13 protein-coding genes and 1 tRNA gene are annotated in these 17,069 nt (G+C 53.6%); 6 read left to right on the top strand and 8 right to left on the bottom strand.

What is annotated here, in order from left to right:
• Nucleotides 1-176: 176 nt before the first annotated feature.
• The 4 genes from AAG834_RS09305 to AAG834_RS09290 all read right to left on the bottom strand — a co-directional run bounded on the left by AAG834_RS09305 (nt 177) and on the right by AAG834_RS09290 (nt 5,589).
• Nucleotides 177-1,628 (bottom strand): DASS family sodium-coupled anion symporter, encoded by a 1,452-nt coding sequence (locus tag AAG834_RS09305; protein ID WP_342031952.1) that lies wholly within the window; start codon nt 1,626-1,628, stop codon nt 177-179.
• A 444-nt stretch (nt 1,629-2,072) separates the two neighbouring features.
• The gene (locus AAG834_RS09300) at nt 2,073-3,326 is read right to left on the bottom strand and encodes a complex I 51 kDa subunit family protein (RefSeq protein WP_070512630.1); all 1,254 of its coding nucleotides are present in this window, start codon (nt 3,324-3,326) and stop codon (nt 2,073-2,075) included.
• Nucleotides 3,323-4,951, bottom strand: coding sequence for an FAD-binding protein (locus AAG834_RS09295; protein ID WP_070512634.1), 1,629 nt, complete (start codon nt 4,949-4,951; stop codon nt 3,323-3,325). Before AAG834_RS09295 ends, AAG834_RS09300 begins: the two co-directional genes overlap by 4 nt.
• Nucleotides 4,951-5,589 carry a 2Fe-2S iron-sulfur cluster-binding protein gene (locus AAG834_RS09290; protein ID WP_070512637.1) on the bottom strand — a complete coding sequence of 213 codons (639 nt, stop codon included), beginning with the start codon at nt 5,587-5,589 and terminating at the stop codon, nt 4,951-4,953. Before AAG834_RS09290 ends, AAG834_RS09295 begins: the two co-directional genes overlap by 1 nt.
• 822 nt (nt 5,590-6,411) lie before the next feature.
• On the opposite strand from AAG834_RS09290, the gene AAG834_RS09285 reads away from it, so the two are divergent.
• Nucleotides 6,412-7,935: a fumarate hydratase gene (locus AAG834_RS09285; RefSeq protein ID WP_342031951.1), complete on the top strand. Its 1,524-nt coding sequence runs from the start codon at nt 6,412-6,414 to the stop codon at nt 7,933-7,935.
• Between the two features lie 90 nt (nt 7,936-8,025).
• Here AAG834_RS09285 and AAG834_RS09280 read toward each other — a convergent pair whose 3' ends face one another.
• Nucleotides 8,026-8,922: an IS3 family transposase gene (locus tag AAG834_RS09280; protein ID WP_342031950.1), complete on the bottom strand. Its 897-nt coding sequence runs from the start codon at nt 8,920-8,922 to the stop codon at nt 8,026-8,028.
• Nucleotides 8,826-9,176, bottom strand: coding sequence for a helix-turn-helix domain-containing protein (locus AAG834_RS09275; RefSeq protein WP_244969462.1), 351 nt, complete (start codon nt 9,174-9,176; stop codon nt 8,826-8,828). Before AAG834_RS09275 ends, AAG834_RS09280 begins: the two co-directional genes overlap by 97 nt.
• A gap of 241 nt (nt 9,177-9,417) precedes the next feature.
• Here AAG834_RS09275 and AAG834_RS09270 point away from each other — a divergent pair, with 241 nt between their 5' ends.
• Nucleotides 9,418-10,101, top strand: a complete 684-nt coding sequence (locus AAG834_RS09270) for a 2,3-diphosphoglycerate-dependent phosphoglycerate mutase (RefSeq protein ID WP_342031949.1) — start codon at nt 9,418-9,420, stop codon at nt 10,099-10,101.
• A gap of 150 nt (nt 10,102-10,251) precedes the next feature.
• Here the strand turns inward: AAG834_RS09270 and AAG834_RS09265 are convergent.
• Nucleotides 10,252-10,328, bottom strand: a tRNA-Pro gene (locus AAG834_RS09265).
• Between the two features lie 245 nt (nt 10,329-10,573).
• Between AAG834_RS09265 and AAG834_RS09260 the strand changes: the two genes are divergently transcribed.
• The 3 genes from AAG834_RS09260 to AAG834_RS09250 all read left to right on the top strand — a co-directional run bounded on the left by AAG834_RS09260 (nt 10,574) and on the right by AAG834_RS09250 (nt 13,585).
• Nucleotides 10,574-11,953, top strand: a complete 1,380-nt coding sequence (locus tag AAG834_RS09260) for a mechanosensitive ion channel family protein (RefSeq protein ID WP_342031948.1) — start codon at nt 10,574-10,576, stop codon at nt 11,951-11,953.
• The gene (gene nudB, locus AAG834_RS09255) at nt 11,953-12,408 is read left to right on the top strand and encodes a dihydroneopterin triphosphate diphosphatase (RefSeq protein WP_342031947.1); all 456 of its coding nucleotides are present in this window, start codon (nt 11,953-11,955) and stop codon (nt 12,406-12,408) included. The genes AAG834_RS09260 and nudB overlap by 1 nt, the downstream gene beginning before the upstream one ends.
• Before the next feature lie 217 nt (nt 12,409-12,625).
• The gene (locus AAG834_RS09250; protein ID WP_342031946.1) at nt 12,626-13,585 is read left to right on the top strand and encodes a siderophore ABC transporter substrate-binding protein; all 960 of its coding nucleotides are present in this window, start codon (nt 12,626-12,628) and stop codon (nt 13,583-13,585) included.
• 213 nt (nt 13,586-13,798) lie between these two features.
• Here the strand turns inward: AAG834_RS09250 and cysI are convergent, their stop codons facing one another.
• Nucleotides 13,799-15,553 carry an assimilatory sulfite reductase (NADPH) hemoprotein subunit gene (gene cysI / locus AAG834_RS09245; RefSeq protein ID WP_342031945.1) on the bottom strand — a complete coding sequence of 585 codons (1,755 nt, stop codon included), beginning with the start codon at nt 15,551-15,553 and terminating at the stop codon, nt 13,799-13,801.
• Nucleotides 15,554-15,788: 235 nt separating this feature from the next.
• On the opposite strand from cysI, the gene hemA reads away from it, so the two are divergent.
• The gene (hemA, locus tag AAG834_RS09240) at nt 15,789-17,042 is read left to right on the top strand and encodes a glutamyl-tRNA reductase (RefSeq protein ID WP_342031944.1); all 1,254 of its coding nucleotides are present in this window, start codon (nt 15,789-15,791) and stop codon (nt 17,040-17,042) included.
• Nucleotides 17,043-17,069: the final 27 nt, after the last annotated feature.

The following is a 17,069-nucleotide window of genomic DNA, read 5'->3' as shown; positions in this document are numbered from 1 at the left end:
TTTGGCGATTTCGGCGATGGTGCAGTGGCGGGACAGGTATTGGATGTGGTATCGTTCGTCTTGGGTCAGTTGTGTGTAGCTCATGGCAATCTTTCTTGCAGGAAAGGCCGTATGCTACCGCATACTGGCCTTTTCTGTTATGGAAAGTTGCACTTCAAATGCGAATCCGTCAGGGTTTACCAGTAGCCCAGCACTTTCCACCAGATAATGCCGATGGTGCCGAAAATCAGGATTTCGACCACGCTCATGATGAAGCCTGCTTTCCACCATTCGGTCATGCTGACATAGTTCGAGCCGTAGATGACGGGGGACGAGCCTGAAGCATAGTGGGTCAGCGACATCATGATGCCGGTGGCGGACGCCATAATCAGGGCGAACAACATCGGCGGTGCGCCCAAGGCGAGACCTGCGCCGTAGAAGGCGCCGAACATGGCGGTAACATGTGCCGTGCCGCTGGCGAAAACGTAGTGGGCGTAGAGGTAGGCAAGCGTCAGAAGGGCGCAACCGGCTTCCCAGCCCAAGCCGAGATGGGAAATGCCGCCCTGCATGGATTCGGACAGCCATGCAATCAGTCCCAATTTGTTGAGGAAGTTCGCCATCATCACCAATGCGGCAAACCAGACGATGGTGTCCCACGCGCCTTTTTCTTTCAGCGCGTCGTCCCAAGTCAGTACGCCGGTGAGCAGACACAGGGAGAGGCCGAGGAAAGTGGTGGCGGTGGCATCGACTTTTACGCCGAACAGCATTTCGGGAACGCCCGCCCACAAAAGCAGCAGAATCACGAAAATGCCGAGCATGATTTTTTCGTCGCGCTTCATCGCGCCCATTTCTTTCAGTTTTTCTTTGGCAAGGGCGGTCGCGTTAGGCGTTTGTTTGATTTCGGGCGGATACAGGAAATACAGTACCAGCGGCATCAGGAACATGGCAATCAGGCCGGGGACGACCATGGCGGCGAACCATGTGCCCCAAGAGAGGTGGATTTGCGAATCGGTGGCTTTGGCGACCAATTCGACGACCAGCGGATTGGGTGCGGTCGCGGTAACGAAGATGCAGCAGGTGATGATGTTGGCGTGGTAGTTGACCAGCGCGAGGTATTTACCGATTTTGCCTTCCGTGCCTTTTTCGGGGTCGGAATCGAAACTCAGGGCGATGGAGCGCATAATCGGATGCACGATGGCACCGCCGCGCGCAGTGTTACTCGGCGTTACCGGGCCGATGACCAAGTCGGCCAGTGCCAAGCTGTAACCTACGCCCAGCGTGCGTTTGCCGAAAAGGGAAATCAGAAGGTAGCCGATACGCATCCCCAAGCCGGTTTTCAACAAACCGCGTGAGATGATGATGGCGATACCGATCATCCAGATTAACGAGTTGTTGAGGCTGCTCAGAGCGTCTTTGGTTGCGTCGGCGGCTTTTTCGTTGGTCACGCCGGTCAGCGCGACCAAGGTAATGCCTAAAATCGCCATTGAGCCGATGGGCATGGCTTTGCCGATGATGCCAGCGATGATGCCGACGAACAACGCCAAAAGGTGCCATGCGTCGGGCGATACGCCCTGCGGCACGGGTATGACGAACCAGATAATCAGCGTCAGCGCGAGCGCAACCGCAGCAGGAATTGGCTTGAAGCCCATGTTGAGTCTCCTAGTTTGAGGTATTGGGGAAATTGGGTTTCAGACGACGTGTGCCTGATTTTGGTGGGAACAGGTCGTCTGAAACGTATTTGGCAGCAGTTGTTTTTTATGTTTTTCTTTTGAGTGTTTGGGTAATGCGTATTTTTTTGTTGCCATCTTTTTCAGACGACGTTTTCTTAAGGTTATTGCGTTTTGCCCTCTCCCTAACCCTCTCCCACGGGGAGAGGGGACAGATTGCAGAAAGTCCGATAATGGTCAATTTTCAGCACCATCATTCCCTCTCCCCGTGGGAGAGGGCTAGGGAGAGGGTAAAACCTCAGATTTAGCAGGTTCGGTTGTGAAACCCAACAAATACTTAAACCCTAATTCATCATGTTGGTTCATACAGGTATTTTTCAGACGACCCCCCATAATACAAAAGGTCGTCTGAAATCCTGTATCGAATTAATCCTGCTCCGCCGGCAGGCCGTACTCTTCGGGGAAGGTACGCAGCGAGCTTTGCAACACGGTAACCGCGCCGTCAATCAGGCCGCAGCGGCCGCTTCGGGGCAGCAGTTGGCACAGGCTTTGCAGGGCGCGGAGGTCGTCTGAAGTGCCGATGCCGGTATCCACGCGGTTGAGCAAGCGTGAAAGTTGGAACGTGCCGCCTTTGCACGGCGGGCATTGTCCGCATGAGTTGGACGCAAAAAATTCCACATACTCGGCCACTTTGCGCACCACGCTTGTTCCCTCGGAAATCACAATCATCGCGCCCGTGCCGAGGCTGGATTTGCGTTCGCGCACGGACACGAAGTCCAAAGGCACGTCCAAATCTTTCGCAGTCAGAAGCGTGTTTGACGGGCCGCCGGTGAAGACGGCTTTAAACGTGCGCCCTTCGAGCATACCGCCGCCGTGGTCGAAAATCAGCGATTGCAAGGTCGTGCCCATCGGCAGTTCGTACAGGCCCGGATTCAATACGTCGCCAGAGAGCGAGTAGAGTTTCGTGCCTGCGGCATCGCCCAAACCCAGCGATTTGTACCATTCCGCGCCTTTGGCAAGGATTTGCGGGATGTTGGCGAAGGTTTCGGTGTTGTTGATAAGGGTCGGTTCGCCCTCTACGCCGCTTTCGGCGGGGAACGGAGGCTTGCGGCGCGGGAACGGGAAACCGCCTTCCAACCATGAAATCACGGCGGTTTCTTCGCCGCCGATGTAGCGGCCTGAAGTTTCGACTAATTTCAGGTCTAAAGGTTTGCCCAGATAGTTTTCGATGCGGATGAACAAATCGCTTTTTTTCCACTGCTCGATGGCGGGTACGATGGCGGCGACGGATTCGGTCTGGTGCGGGTTGACGTACAGAATCGCTTTGTTGGCGCGGCAGGCGACGGCGGCAATCAGGACGCCCTCGATAACTTGGTGCGGCGTTTTCGCCAGCAACACGCGGTCTTTAAACGTACCCGGTTCGTCTTCGTTGGCATTGCAGACGACGTATTTGTCGCCGTGTTTGCTTTGGGCGGCGACGGCCGCCTCCCATTTGCGCCAGGTCGGGAAACCTGCTCCGCCCATGCCGCAGAGGTTGGCGTCTTGCAGCTTGGAAACGATGCTTTGAGGATCGGCAAGCGCCGCCAGCAGGCCTTCGCCGCCGCCGACTTTGCGCCACGCGGCCAAATCCGCGCCGACTTGGCGGGACGGGTGCAGTAAGTTTTGATTGGCTTGGTTCATGATTGTTGCTCCTGCAAACCGGCGTGTTCGCGCAAATCGAATTTGCCGTAGTCGGGATATAAAACGGGGGCTTTGATGTCGCTGGTCAGTCCGGCGCGGGTCATTTCGCGTTGCAGATCGTGGACGTGTCCGACACCGCCGCGTACTTTTTTCAGCGGCAGGCCGCAATTGGCGGCGGCTTTACCCGCGCGGCGGCCGAAGCTGATGATGTCCAAAAGCGCGTTGCCCATTAAGCGGTTGCGGCCGTGGATGCCGCCGGTTACTTCGCCGGCGCAATAGAGGCCTTCGACGCAGGTTGCGCCGTCGCCGTTGATTTCGACGCCGCCGTTTTGGTAGTGCAGGGTCGGATGAATCATTACGGGTTCGACGGCGGGGTCGATGCCGCATTTGTGGGCGACGTGGCCGAGCGTAACCAAACGGTTCAACACATCAGGATCGTTTTCAATCAGGCGCGGGGTGTCGAGGAACACGCCGACCTGTCCGTCGCGCACCACGCCGCGGCCTTCGCGGCACTCTCGCAAAATGGCGGCGGCAACGACGTCGCGCGGCTGCAATTCGTCAACGAAACGCTCGCCCAAGCCGTTGATCAGTTTCGTGCCTGCGGAACGCACGGCTTCGGAAATCAGCGCACCCGCCAAGTGTGGCGGATGGGCGACGCCGGTCGGATGGTATTGGAAGGAATCAATGTCGCGCAGTTTCGCGCCGATGCGGTATGCCATCACCAGACCGTCGGCGGTTGCGCCGTAGTGGTTGGAAGTGGAGAAACCCTGCAAATGCAGCCGTCCGCTGCCGCCGGTTGCCAAGACCACGGCTTTGGCGTGAACCAATACCAAAGAGCGTTTTTCCAAATCGTACAAAATCGCGCCGACGCAGCGGCCGTGTTCGTCCGACAATAATTCGATGGCGGGGTGGCGGTTGAGCTGGGTGATGTTTTCGTCGAGTTCGACCGCCTCGCGCAGTACGCGCATCATTTCGAGGCCTGTGAAGTCGCGGTAGCTCAGAATGCGCGGCACGGTCGTACCGCCCGCACGTTTGCGGCTCAACATGCCGTTGCTGTCCGCGCCTTTGGCAAGGTCGAAAGTCATGCCCAAGCCGATCAGCCAGCGGATGGCGGACGGCGCGTCGGTAACCATTTGCGCCACCAATTCTTTTTTGCCTGCGTTGTGGCCGCCTTTGATGGTGTCGTCAAAGTGCTGCTGCAAGCTGTCTTCCGCGCCGACTGCCGCCTGAATGCCGCCTTCGGCCATCACGGTATTGCTGTCGCCGATACGCAGCTTGTTCGCCATAATCACGCGCGCGCCTGCTTCGGTTGCAGACAATGCAGCTGCCGCGCCCGCACCGCCGCCGCCGATAACCAGCACGTCAGTGTTCAAATGTTCCGCGCCCGACAAATCATAGTCGTCAATCAGGGGATGACTGATCAGCAGTTTCGCCAAATCAGGATGGCAGTAATCGCCCGTGTTCGGACCGATGGGCAGTTTGACGCGCGCATTTGCCTGATAGTCGGGGTGAAACTGGCTCAACAATTCGTTTTTTTCCGGCAAGTCGCCGCGCAGTTCCAATGAGGAAGCGCGCAGGTTGGCAAGGGCGGTTTCGTAGTCTATGCCTTGGATTTCGTTCGCCATCACATTGCCTCCTCTTCAAATTTGACTTTCATTTTGCCGCTGTCGATTTCTTGCAGGCGGCGCATCAAATCCACCGGACGCAGCGTGCGCGCCGCTTTCATACGGCGGGCGAACAAGCCTAAGTGGTTCGGACGGATGTGTTCGGGGCAGGAAAGGGTGCAGAGGTTGCACATCACGCATTGATCAAAGGTCAGCGCAGCCGCGCCGAAATCGCCCGATACCACTTGCGCTACGCCGTTTTCCACTTCCAAACCTTTGGGGCAGGCTCTGTTGCAGCCGCCGCAATGACGGCAGTGTTGCGCTTCGGGGAAGGCTTTGGCGGTGTCGTCCAGCCAGTTCCAGCCGTCGCCGACCTCGCTCACGTCGTAATATTGGATATGCTCGGGAATGAAGTAGTCCAAGAAGCTGACCTGCATCCCTTCTTCGACTTTGGTTTCACACGCCAATGCAGTCGTTACCTCGTGCTCGCCTTCCTTGCGGATCATGCAGCGGCACGAACCGCACACGCCTTGCCCCATACAGCCGACGTTGGCAGTAATCGCGCTGCCTGAACGGGCATAGGCCTGAATGATTGACGAGTCGGCGGAGGCTTTGACCTCGTGGCCGTCTATGGTCAGGGTTAACAAGTTTTCACTCATGGTAGTGTCCTGTGGAATGAGATAGGGGAAATTGGATGTGTGTATTTTTATTACAAATTTTTTAGAAGTGCGGATATTTTTGGGAAATATCTTATAAATCAATGTCTGAATGTCTTTTATCAGTGTATCAGAATTTGGATTTCTTGATGATGGCGGAGCTGTGAAGGTAGGATAGGGGCAGTTTATGAGCACAAAACAGCAGTTTTCAGACGACCTTTACGCCATCTTGTTATTTTGTAAGATAAAATAGACGTACGATAAAAGAATAAGAGTTAAAGACCGTTTTGAGATACGAGTAAATATCATTATTAAGCAATTAATATGAAAGTATATATCTATGTATTTATTAGATAAATTTGCAAAGTGTAAGCAAATGAAAATGATGTTATAAAATTTCAGAAAAATAACTAAGTTTGACTTCTATCAAAAATCATCATGGGTAGAATGACACGGCTTTTACATTTGTGTATGGTGGAAAAAAGAAGGATAGGTCGTCTGAAAAGTAATTGTTTCTTTTTAAATTCATGTTATTAGTAAGGTTCATTGCGGCGGTGAAACCGAAGTTTTCAGACGACCCCTTACGCTTTGAACTATCATTTTGCTTGTAGTTTTATTTCTATCAGTGAAAATTGCCGACAATATCCGTTATCATCATCCGAGTAGAATGATGGGTTATTAAGTTTTATAAGAATCAATTAATTATAAAAATTATATTGTCGCCCATAGCGATTGACAGCACTATTACACCGATTAAGGTCGTCTGAAAACGACATCTATAAAAAGTGAACAAACCCTCCCTACCATGAGAAAAGGAACACAATCATGACCGTCATCAAGCAAGAAGACTTTATCCAAAGTATCTGCGATGCCTTCCAATTCATCAGCTATTACCATCCGAAAGACTACATCGACGCGCTCTATAAGGCGTGGCAGAAGGAAGAAAATCCCGCCGCCAAAGACGCGATGACGCAGATTTTGGTCAACAGCCGTATGTGTGCGGAAAACAACCGACCCATCTGCCAAGATACCGGTATCGCAACCGTCTTTCTCAAAGTCGGCATGAACGTCCAATGGGATGCGGATATGAGCGTGGAAGAGATGGTTAACGAAGGCGTGCGCCGCGCCTACACTTGGGAAGGCAACACCCTGCGCGCGTCCGTCCTCGCCGATCCTGCCGGCAAACGCCAAAACACCAAAGACAACACCCCCGCCGTCATCCACATGAGCATCGTACCGGGCGACAAAGTCGAAGTAACCTGCGCGGCAAAAGGCGGCGGCTCTGAAAACAAATCCAAACTCGCCATGCTCAATCCTTCCGACAACATCGTCGATTGGGTATTGAAAACCATCCCGACCATGGGCGCGGGCTGGTGTCCTCCCGGCATCTTGGGCATCGGTATCGGCGGTACGCCCGAAAAAGCCGTGCTGATGGCAAAAGAATCCCTGATGAGCCACATCGACATTCAAGAGTTGCAGGAAAAAGCCGCGTCAGGTGCAGAATTGTCCACCACCGAAGCCCTGCGCCTCGAACTCTTTGAAAAAGTCAACGCGCTGGGCATCGGCGCACAAGGTTTGGGCGGACTGACCACCGTATTGGACGTCAAAATCCTCGATTACCCGACCCATGCCGCATCCAAACCGATTGCCATGATTCCGAACTGCGCCGCCACCCGCCACGTCGAATTCGAATTGGACGGCTCCGGTCCGGTCGAACTGACCCCGCCGCGCGTTGAAGACTGGCCCGATTTGACTTACAGCCCCGACAACGGCAAACGCATCGATGTCGACAAACTGACCAAAGAAGAAGTTTCCGGCTGGAAAACCGGCGACGTATTGCTGCTGAACGGCAAAATCCTCACCGGCCGAGATGCTGCGCACAAACGCCTCGTCGATATGCTCGACAAAGGCGAAGAGTTGCCTGTCGATTTCACCAACCGCCTGATTTACTACGTCGGCCCCGTCGATCCGGTCGGCGACGAAGTAGTCGGCCCGGCAGGTCCGACCACCGCCACCCGCATGGACAAATTCACCCGCCAAATGCTCGAACAAACCGGCCTCTTGGGCATGATCGGCAAATCCGAGCGCGGCGCAGCCACCTGCGAAGCCATCGCCAACAACAAAGCCGTGTACCTCATGGCAGTCGGCGGCGCGGCATACCTCGTGGCAAAAGCCATCAAATCTTCCAAAGTCTTGGCGTTCCCCGAATTGGGCATGGAAGCGGTTTACGAGTTTGAAGTCAAAGACATGCCCGTAACCGTCGCCGTGGACAGCAAGGGCGAGTCCATCCACGCCACCGCCCCGCGCAAATGGCAGGCAAAAATCGGCATCATCCCCGTCGAGTCCTAATGACTTGATGCCAGGTTGAAAAAGGTCGTCTGAAAACTTGAAACAGGGTTTGAACTGGCCCCCAAATCTTGGACACTCATAAAAGCCTATTCAGGCGCTCTGTGCAAGCTGGGTTCTGTATGCGACAGGACTCAGCTTTTTCAATTTCAAACTGCAACGCTCCCGGTTGTAGTAATCCATATAGTCATCTATCTGCTTCATCAATTCGTCCACCGTCAATTCACCTGCGTTATAGAAACACTCCGTCTTCAACACCGCAAAGAAGCTTTCCATCGGCGCATTGTCCCAGCAGTTCGCCTTACGCGACATGCTTTGAACCATGGAATGCTCCGCAAGCAATTCCCTATACCCCGCCGTACGGTACAGCACACCTTGGTCGGAATGCAGCATCGTTCCCTTATCAGTCAGACGGGGGGCGGCTTTTTCGAGCATTTCCTTCACCATTTCGCTGTTAGCATTGCGGCTCATGGCGTAGGCGACGATTTCTCGGTTGAACAAGTCCAAGATTGGCGAGAGGTACAGTTTGCCGTCCTTTCCTTTGAGTTCGGTCACGTCGGTCAGCCATTTTTCGTTGGGCTTTCGGGCTTTGAACCGGCGTTTGAGGAGGTGTTCCGATATCTCGCCCATGGCGGGATGGCGGTAGGCTTTTTTCGCCCGTATTTTGGCTTTCAGCCCCATCTGTTTCATCAACCGAGCTGCTTTTTTGCGGTTCCAATCCAATGCTGCGGCAATGCGCCTTTGTCCGTATCGCCCTTTATGCCGTTCGTAGATTTCGGCGATAAGGGCTTTGTCGGCTGCGTCGGGGTCGGGTCGGTCTTGATGGTGGTAGTAAAAGCTGCTTTTGGGCAGGTTTGCGATGTGCAGCAGGTATTTGAGCGGGTGTTGCGCCCTCAGTGCTTGGACGGTTTGGCTTTGTCCTTTTCGGTCCGCTTTTGGCTGAGGGCTTTTAACTCCTTTAGGTAGGCGACCTTTGCGCGCATATAGCACAACTCTTCGATAAGCTCTGCCTGTGTTTTTTCGTTGTCGGGTTTGTCGGCGATGAAGGGGTTTTTGCGGTGGTCGGTCATGGTTTTGGATTGGGGATGTTCGAGTGCGCCGATGCCGCCTTCTTGATAGGCACGTATCCATCGCCGCAGGTGGGTTCGGGAGATGCCGTAGTGGTCTGCAGTACGCTGTTGGCTGCGTATATGCAGGTAGTGAAGTACGGCTTGGTATTTGAAGTGTAATGTATATTTGCTCATAAAAAAACTGCACCTTGTGAGTTGGAGGGGGGATGTCCAACTTTTGGGGTGCAGTTCAGTTTTCAGACGACCTTTAATTTGTTTGGAAACATTACGATTGCAAGGGTAGAGGAATGAACGGCAAAGCAATATGGCGGACAAGTCTTGATAAAGAACAAGCATCGCCCCGCCCCGACTGCAGAAGCAGCCGAAATATGTTATAAATAGCCCCTTCTACCTACCTCAAATTGGAGCATACGACATGGAATTGGTATTTATCCGCCACGGACAAAGCGAATGGAACGCGAAAAACCTGTTTACAGGCTGGCGCGACGTGAAACTGAGCGAGCAGGGGCTTGCCGAGGCCGCCACCGCTGGTAAAAAACTGAAGGAAAAAGGCTACGAGTTCGACATCGCCTTCACTTCCGTCCTGACCCGCGCGATTAAAACCTGCAACATCGTTTTGGAAGAATCCGACCAACTGTTTGTGCCGCAAATCAAAAGCTGGAGGCTGAACGAACGCCACTACGGCCAACTGCAAGGTTTGGACAAAAAACAAACCGCCGAAAAATACGGCGACGAGCAAGTCCACATCTGGCGCCGCAGCTACGACACCCTGCCGCCGCTGCTCGACCCGAAAGACCCGTTCTCCGCGCACAACGACCGCCGCTATGCCAACCTGCCCGCCGATGTCATCCCCGACGGAGAAAACCTGAAAGTTACTTTGGAGCGCGTATTGCCGTTCTGGGAAGACCAAATCGCCCCCGCGCTTCTGAGCGGCAAACGCGTCTTGGTCGCCGCACACGGCAACTCCCTGCGCGCACTGGCAAAACACATCGAAGGCATTTCCGACGAAGACATTATGGGCTTGGAAATCCCGACCGGTCAGCCGCTGGTGTACAAATTGGACGACAATTTGAAAGTGGTTGAAAAATTCTATCTGTAAGCTTTTTCGGATAAGGCAAAAGGTCGTCTGAAAACTCGGATTCGGGTTTTCAGACGACCTTTTGATTGTGAGAAACGCTTGAAATATAAAGTTTGAGGGAGCTAAAGGCAAAAAACAGCCCGGTCAAAAATGACCGGGCTGTTGAATTTTTGGTCGGAGTGAAAGGATTCGAACCTTCGACCCCTTGCACCCCATGCAAGTGCGCTACCAGACTGCGCCACACTCCGACTCGATAAGTTTCAGATTATAGTTTTCTTGTCCGGCTTTGGCAAGCGTAAGGCAGGGCGGTTTGGGCTATCTGTTTGAAGCGGCTTTGAATTTGTTTGGCGTCAGGGAGGGTAGGGCTGCGAAATGGTTCATACTTGATTGGAAGCCGCGATGTTTTCAGACGATCTTGGGGTAAACGGATGTGGCGGAATTTAATGGCTGCTATATAATCTCAGCTTTGATTTTTAATGAAAAAACAGGGCTGATGGACAATATTTTGCATGAATTGTTTGCGCGTCAGGCGTTTACGTCTAGCTTGGTAGAGCGCAATTTCGGACAGGTTTCGGGCTGGATTGAGCTGGTCGGCGTATTGATACTGATGGCGGTAGCATTTTGGTTGTCAAACCGACTAAAAAACCGTTATTTCTTTGCGGAACAAGGTAACTTCGCGCTATTGCGGCATATAGGCAGGCGGATTTTGTGGCCGGTGCTGATGATGATTTTCGGTGCGGCGGCTTTGTTTGTCTGCAACCTGACGGAGTTTCGCCCGGTATGGCTGCATCTGCTGATTTTGGCGGCGCGCTGGATGATTCTGATTCGGGTCAGCGTGGCGGTTGTTCATGCCGCTTTGCCGCAGAACAAACTGACCGACTGGCTGGAAAAATCGGTCTCCATGGTTTTGTGGGTAGGCTTCGTGCTTTGGCTGTCGGGCTTGGATGATAAGATTTTGGCGATGCTCGACGGCATCAGCTTCTCGGTCGGTTCGGGCAAACTGAGCCTGTTGATGATTTTGAACGGGATTTTGTGGGTCGGGCTTCTGATGATAGGCGCGTCGTGGTTGGCGCGTTTTATCGGCGAGCGTTTGGAGAAAAGCAGCCTGGACAATAATCTGTCCATGATTTTGTCCAAAATCATCAAAACGGTGATGATGGTTTTGGCGGTCTTGATTGCGCTGCCGCTGGTGGGGATTGATTTGACGGTATTGTCGGTGTTCGGCGGTGCGTTGGGTGTCGGTATCGGTTTCGGCCTGCAAAAAGTGGCGAGCAACTACATTTCAGGCTTTATCATTTTGGGCGACCGCTCCATCCGTATGAACGACCGTCTGACGGTCAATAACTTTACCGGCTATGTCACTAAAATTACTTCGCGTTTTGTCGTGCTGCGCAATGCCAACGGTACGGAGGCGCTGATTCCGAACGAGACGTTCGTTACCTCGATGGTGGTCAACGAATCTTATACCAGCCGCGAATTGCAGCAGGCGTTCAATATACAGGTTGCCTATCATTCCGACTTGATTAAGGCGCTGGACATCATTAAAAGTGCAGCCGCCGCACAGCCGCGTGTTTCCAAACATCCCGCGCCTTTGGCGGTGGTGACCAATTTCGGCGACAACGGTATCGATTTGCGCGCGACTTATTGGGTGAAAGACCCGGAAAACGGTTTTGCCGCGCTGCAATCGGCGATTTTTCTGGATATTTGGCGGCAGTTTAACGAACACGACATCGAATTCCCTTATCCGCAACGCGAAGTCCGCATCCTGAACGAAGAACAGTCGCCGAGCAATATTGCCATGATTAAGGCGGGAATGCAGGCGCGCAGCGATACCAAATCTGATCCCGCGATGGACGCTGCCGGAGACGATTGATGGCAAAGCCCTTGAAGTATCCCGTGTCCGCGCTGGTGGTTTTGCATGATGCCGACGGCAATATCCTTCTAATCGAACGCACTTCGCCGCCAGGTTTTTGGCAGTCGGTAACCGGCAGCATCGAGCCGGACGAAACCATAGAGGAAACCGCCAAACGCGAAGTCTGGGAGGAAACCGGCATCCGCCTTGCGGACGGACAGCTCTGCAACTGGCACGACAGCACGGTTTACGAAATCTACCATCATTGGCGGCACCGCTATCCCAAAGGCGTGTTTGAAAACCGCGAACACATCTTTTCCGCCGAAATCCCGCGCGATACGGCGATTGTGTTGCAACCCGACGAACACGTCGCTTACGGATGGTTCGGCATAGAAGAAGCGGCGGAAAAAGTGTTTTCCCCGTCGAACAAAAGGGCAATTTTGGAATTGGGGAAAAGGTTGGGTTTGAGCGTTTGAAGGATGACGGCGCATAGAGAGCAGGCAAACGGGGTTAAAGGATAATAGACAGTCTCTTTTATATCTAATAAAATAAACGATAATTGTTATTGATTAAATTTGGTAACATCAAACCGTAAAGGTCGTCTGAACGTTCGGCTTTTTGATTGAAAGCCCTTAAATCCTTTGTTCAAACGGCCTTTTCCATATTTTCGTTTTCTATCTGCTTGGAGAATCCATGTTACGCCTGACTGCTTTAGCCGTATGCTGCGCCCTTGCCTTGGGTGCGTGTTCGCCGAAAGATTCCGCTTCCAACCAAAATGCCCAAACCGCTTCCGCAACCCAAACCGAAGGCGCGGGCTTGACCATCAAAACGACGCGCGGCGACGCGAAAGTGCCGCAAAATCCCGAACGCATCGCCGTTTATGACTTGGGTATGCTCGACACGTTAAGCAAATTGGGCGTGAAAACCGGTTTGTCTGTCGATAAAAACCGGCTGCCTTATTTGGACGAATATTACAAAACAACGAAACCTGCCGGTACGCTGTTCGAGCCGGATTATGAAGCGCTTAACGCCTACAAACCGCAGCTCATCATCATCGGCAGCCGCGCAGCCAAAGCGTTTGACAAGTTGAACGCCATTGCGCCGACCATCGAAATGACCGCTGATACCGCCAACCTCAAAGAAAGTGCCAAAGAGCGTATCGACGCTTTGGCGCAAATCTTCGGCAAACAGGCGGAAGCCGACAAGCTGAAGGCGGAAATCGACGCGTCTTTCGAAGCCGCGAAAACCGCCGCGCAAGGTAAAGGCAAAGGTTTGGTGATTCTGGTCAACGGCGGAAAAATGTCCGCCTTCGGCCCGTCTTCACGACTGGGCGGCTGGCTGCACAAAGACATCGGCGTTCCAGCCGTTGACGAAGCCATCAAAGAAGGCAGCCACGGTCAGCCCGTCAGCTTCGAATACCTGAAAGAGAAAAATCCAGATTGGCTGTTTGTCCTCGACCGCAGCGCCGCCATCGGCGAAGAAGGGCAGGCGGCGAAAGACGTGTTGAACAATCCGCTTGTAGCCGAAACGACTGCGTGGAAAAAAGGACAGGTGGTTTACCTCGTTCCCGAAACCTACTTGGCGGCGGGCGGCGCGCAAGAATTGCTGAACGCGTCCAAGCAGGTTACCGACGCGTTTAATGCGGCGAAATAAGCAAACAAGTTGCTTTGAACAATCAAAAGGTCGTCTGAAAACCAGCATTGCGGGTTTTCAGACGACCTTTTGATTTATAGTGGATTAACTTTAAACCAGTACGGCGTTGCCTTGCTTTGCCGTACTGTCTGTACTGTCTGCGGCTTCGTCGCCTTGTCCTGATTTAAATTTAATCCACTATACAACTGCGTTTCTTAATCTGCCAACAGGTTTTCAAGCCCAAAAATCGCGCGGCGGGTCGAGGACGGGTTTGACGATGCCGGTGCGGATGGCGAAGTCGCCGAAACCTTCGTCGTCGAGGCGGTTTTGCGCCCAGTTGCCGACCCAGCCGTTGACGATTTCGAGGATTTCGGGTTCGGTGATGTTTTCTTTAAAGAGACGCGGGATGCGGGTGCCTTCGCGGTTGCCGCCTGCGTAGAGGTTGTAGCGGCCGACGGCTTTGCCGACCAAGCCGATTTCGGCGAGCATGGCGCGGCCGCAGCCGTTGGGGCAGCCGGTTACACGCAAAACGATGTATTCGTCTTCCAAGCCGTATTTGGCGAACATTTCGTCGATTTTGTCGGAGAACGACGGCAGGAAGCGTTCGGCCTCCGCCATCGCCAGCGGGCAGGTCGGCAGGGCGACGCACGCCATCGAGTTTTCGCGCTGGATGGTGATGGATTTGCTGATTAAGCCGTGTTCTTTGGCGATTTTGTCTATGGTGTCTTTCAGTTCGGGCGGAACGTTGGCGACGACGAGGTTTTGGTTGGCGGTCAGGCGGAAGTCGCCGGGGTGGATTTTGGCAATTTCGCGCACGCCGGTTTTCAACGGTCTGCCGGGATAGTCGAGCAGGCGGCCGTTTTCGATGAACAGGGTCAGGTGCCAGTTGCCTTCGAGTCCTTTAACCCAACCGATGTGGTCGCCGCGATGAGTGAAGGCGTAGGGGCGGATGGGTTCGAACTTGATGCCCATGCGCTTTTCGACTTCTTCTTTGAACACTTCGACGCCGACGCGCTGGAGGGTGTAGCGGGTACGCGCGGCTTTGCGGTCGCTGCGGTTGCCCCAGTCGCGCTGGGTGCTGACGACGGCTTCGGCGGCGTTGAGGGTGTATTCGAGGGGGACGAAGCCGAATTCGTAGGAGGTGTTGGGGTAGGTTTTGGTGTTGCCGTGTTCGCTGGACAGTCCGCCGCCGACAAGGACGTTGAAACCGACAAGTTTGCCGTTTTCTTCGATAGCGACGAAGCCTAAGTCGTTGGAATGGATATCTACATCGTTGTCAGGCGGGATGACGACGGCGGTTTTGAATTTGCGCGGCAGGTAGGTTTTGCCCAAAATCGGTTCGACATCGTCGGCGATTTCTTTGTTGCGCGGCTCGGTCGGTTCGGTGGTGAACACTTTTTCGCCGTCCAGCCAGACATCGGCGTATGCCATGGTGCGCGGCAGAAGGTGCATACTGATGCGTTTCGCCCATTCGTAGGCTTCTTGGTGCAGCGGGCTTTGAACGGGATTGCTGGTGCAGAGGACGTTGCGGTTGACGTCGCTGGCGGTGGCGATGGAATCGAGGCCGAGTTTGTGCAGGGACTGGTGCGCCAGTTTCAAATCGGTTTTTAAAATGCCGTGGTATTGGAAGGTTTGGCGGTTGGTCAGGCGGATGGAGCCGTAAATGGTGTGGTCGCCGGCAAATTCGTCTATGCCCAGCCACTGCGCCGGCGTGATGATGCCGCCGGGCAAGCGGCAGCGCAACATCATGTTTTTTAAGGGTTCGAGTTTTTGGTCGGTACGCTCGGCACGGATGTCGCGGTTGTCCTGCTCGTACATGCCGTGGAAACGGATGAGTTGGAAATTGTCGGCGGTAAAGCCGCCGGTAAAGTCGTCGGTCAAATCGTCTTTGATGGTACCGTGCAGATAGTCGCTGCGGTCTTTCAGGGCTTCGTTGCCGGAAAGCGGGGTGTCGGGCAGCTTGGCGCGCGGGTCGGCGGTAGTAGTCATAGGGTGCTCCTTATTCTCAGTTTGGAGCTACTTTAATCAGGTCGTCTGAAAATGGGAAAGAATGGTTTGTTCGATTTAAAGATGATTTCGTTATATGAATCTGATGTTTTCAGACGACCCCGGGTAATCTAAATTTTGCCAATCGCACTGTTTGTTTGGAAGCCAACACATTCATTTCAAAGTCAAGTTAAGCTATAATACCCGCCGACACATACCATCTCTCCCACCTTATCCCATGCAACTTACCGCCGTCGGACTCAACCACCAAACTGCGCCTTTGAGTATACGCGAGAAGCTGGCATTCACCGCAGAAAGCCTGCCCGAAGCCGTCCGCAACCTTGCTCGAAGCAAAGCAGCGAAGGAGGCAGTAATTCTATCGACCTGCAACCGCACCGAGCTTTACTGCGTCGGCGAAACCGAGCAAATCATCGAATGGCTGGCGCAATATCACAACCTGCCCGCCGAAGAAATCCGCCCCTATCTTTATACCTTGGACAACAACGAAACCATCCGCCACGCTTTCCGCGTCGCCTGCGGATTGGATTCTATGGTATTGGGCGAGCCGCAGATTTTGGGACAGATTAAAGATGCCGTGCGTGTCGCACAAGAGCAAGAAAGCATCAATACCAACCTCAACGCATTGTTTCAAAAAACGTTTGCCGTTGCCAAAGAAGTGCGTACCGACACCGCTGTCGGCGAGAATTCCGTTTCGATGGCTTCCGCATCCGTCAAGCTTGCCGAGCAGATTTTTCCCGATATCTGCGACCTGAACGTTCTATTTATCGGCGCGGGCGAAATGATTGAATTGGTCGCCACCTATTTCGCCGCCAAAAATCCCAAACTCATTACCGTTGCCAACCGTACTTTGCCGCGCGCCCAAGAGTTGTGCGACAAACTCGGACTGAATGCTGAGCCTTGTCTGCTGACAGAGTTGCCCGATATCTTGCACGAATACGATGTCGTCGTTTCCTCTACCGCCAGTCAGCTGCCTTTGGTCGGCAAAGGCATGATAGAACGCGCCTTGCGCCTGCGTCTCAATATGCCCATGTTCCTGCTCGACCTTGCCGTTCCGCGCGATATCGAAGCCGAAGTAGGGGAGTTGAATGACGCTTATCTCTACACCGTCGACGACATGATGGGCATCGTTCAAAACGGCAAGGAAGCCCGCCAAAAAGCGGCTGCCGCAGCCGAAGCCATGGTGGAAGAGAAGGTTGGCGAGTTTGTCCGCCTGCAACAAAGCCGCCAAAGCGTCCCACTTATCCGCGCCCTGCGTGACGAAGGCGAACGCGCCCGCAGGCAGGTTTTGGAAAATGCGATGAAACAGCTTGCCAAAGGCGCATCGGCGGAAGAAGTGCTGGAGCGGCTCTCTATCCAACTGACCAACAAACTCCTCCACTCGCCCACTCAAACCCTCAATAAAGCCGGCTCGGAAAACAGTAATCTGGTCGATGCTGTTGCCCAAATTTATCAATTGGATCAACACGATTAACGATTAGAAAGGTCGTCTGAAATTTTC

The sequence above is a fragment of the Neisseria sp. Marseille-Q2251 genome (assembly GCF_940793045.1).
GTDB lineage: Bacteria > Pseudomonadota > Gammaproteobacteria > Burkholderiales > Neisseriaceae > Neisseria.
The sequence above is the reverse complement of the archived record's forward strand: the minus strand, read 5'-3'. Positions and strand labels throughout refer to the sequence as shown.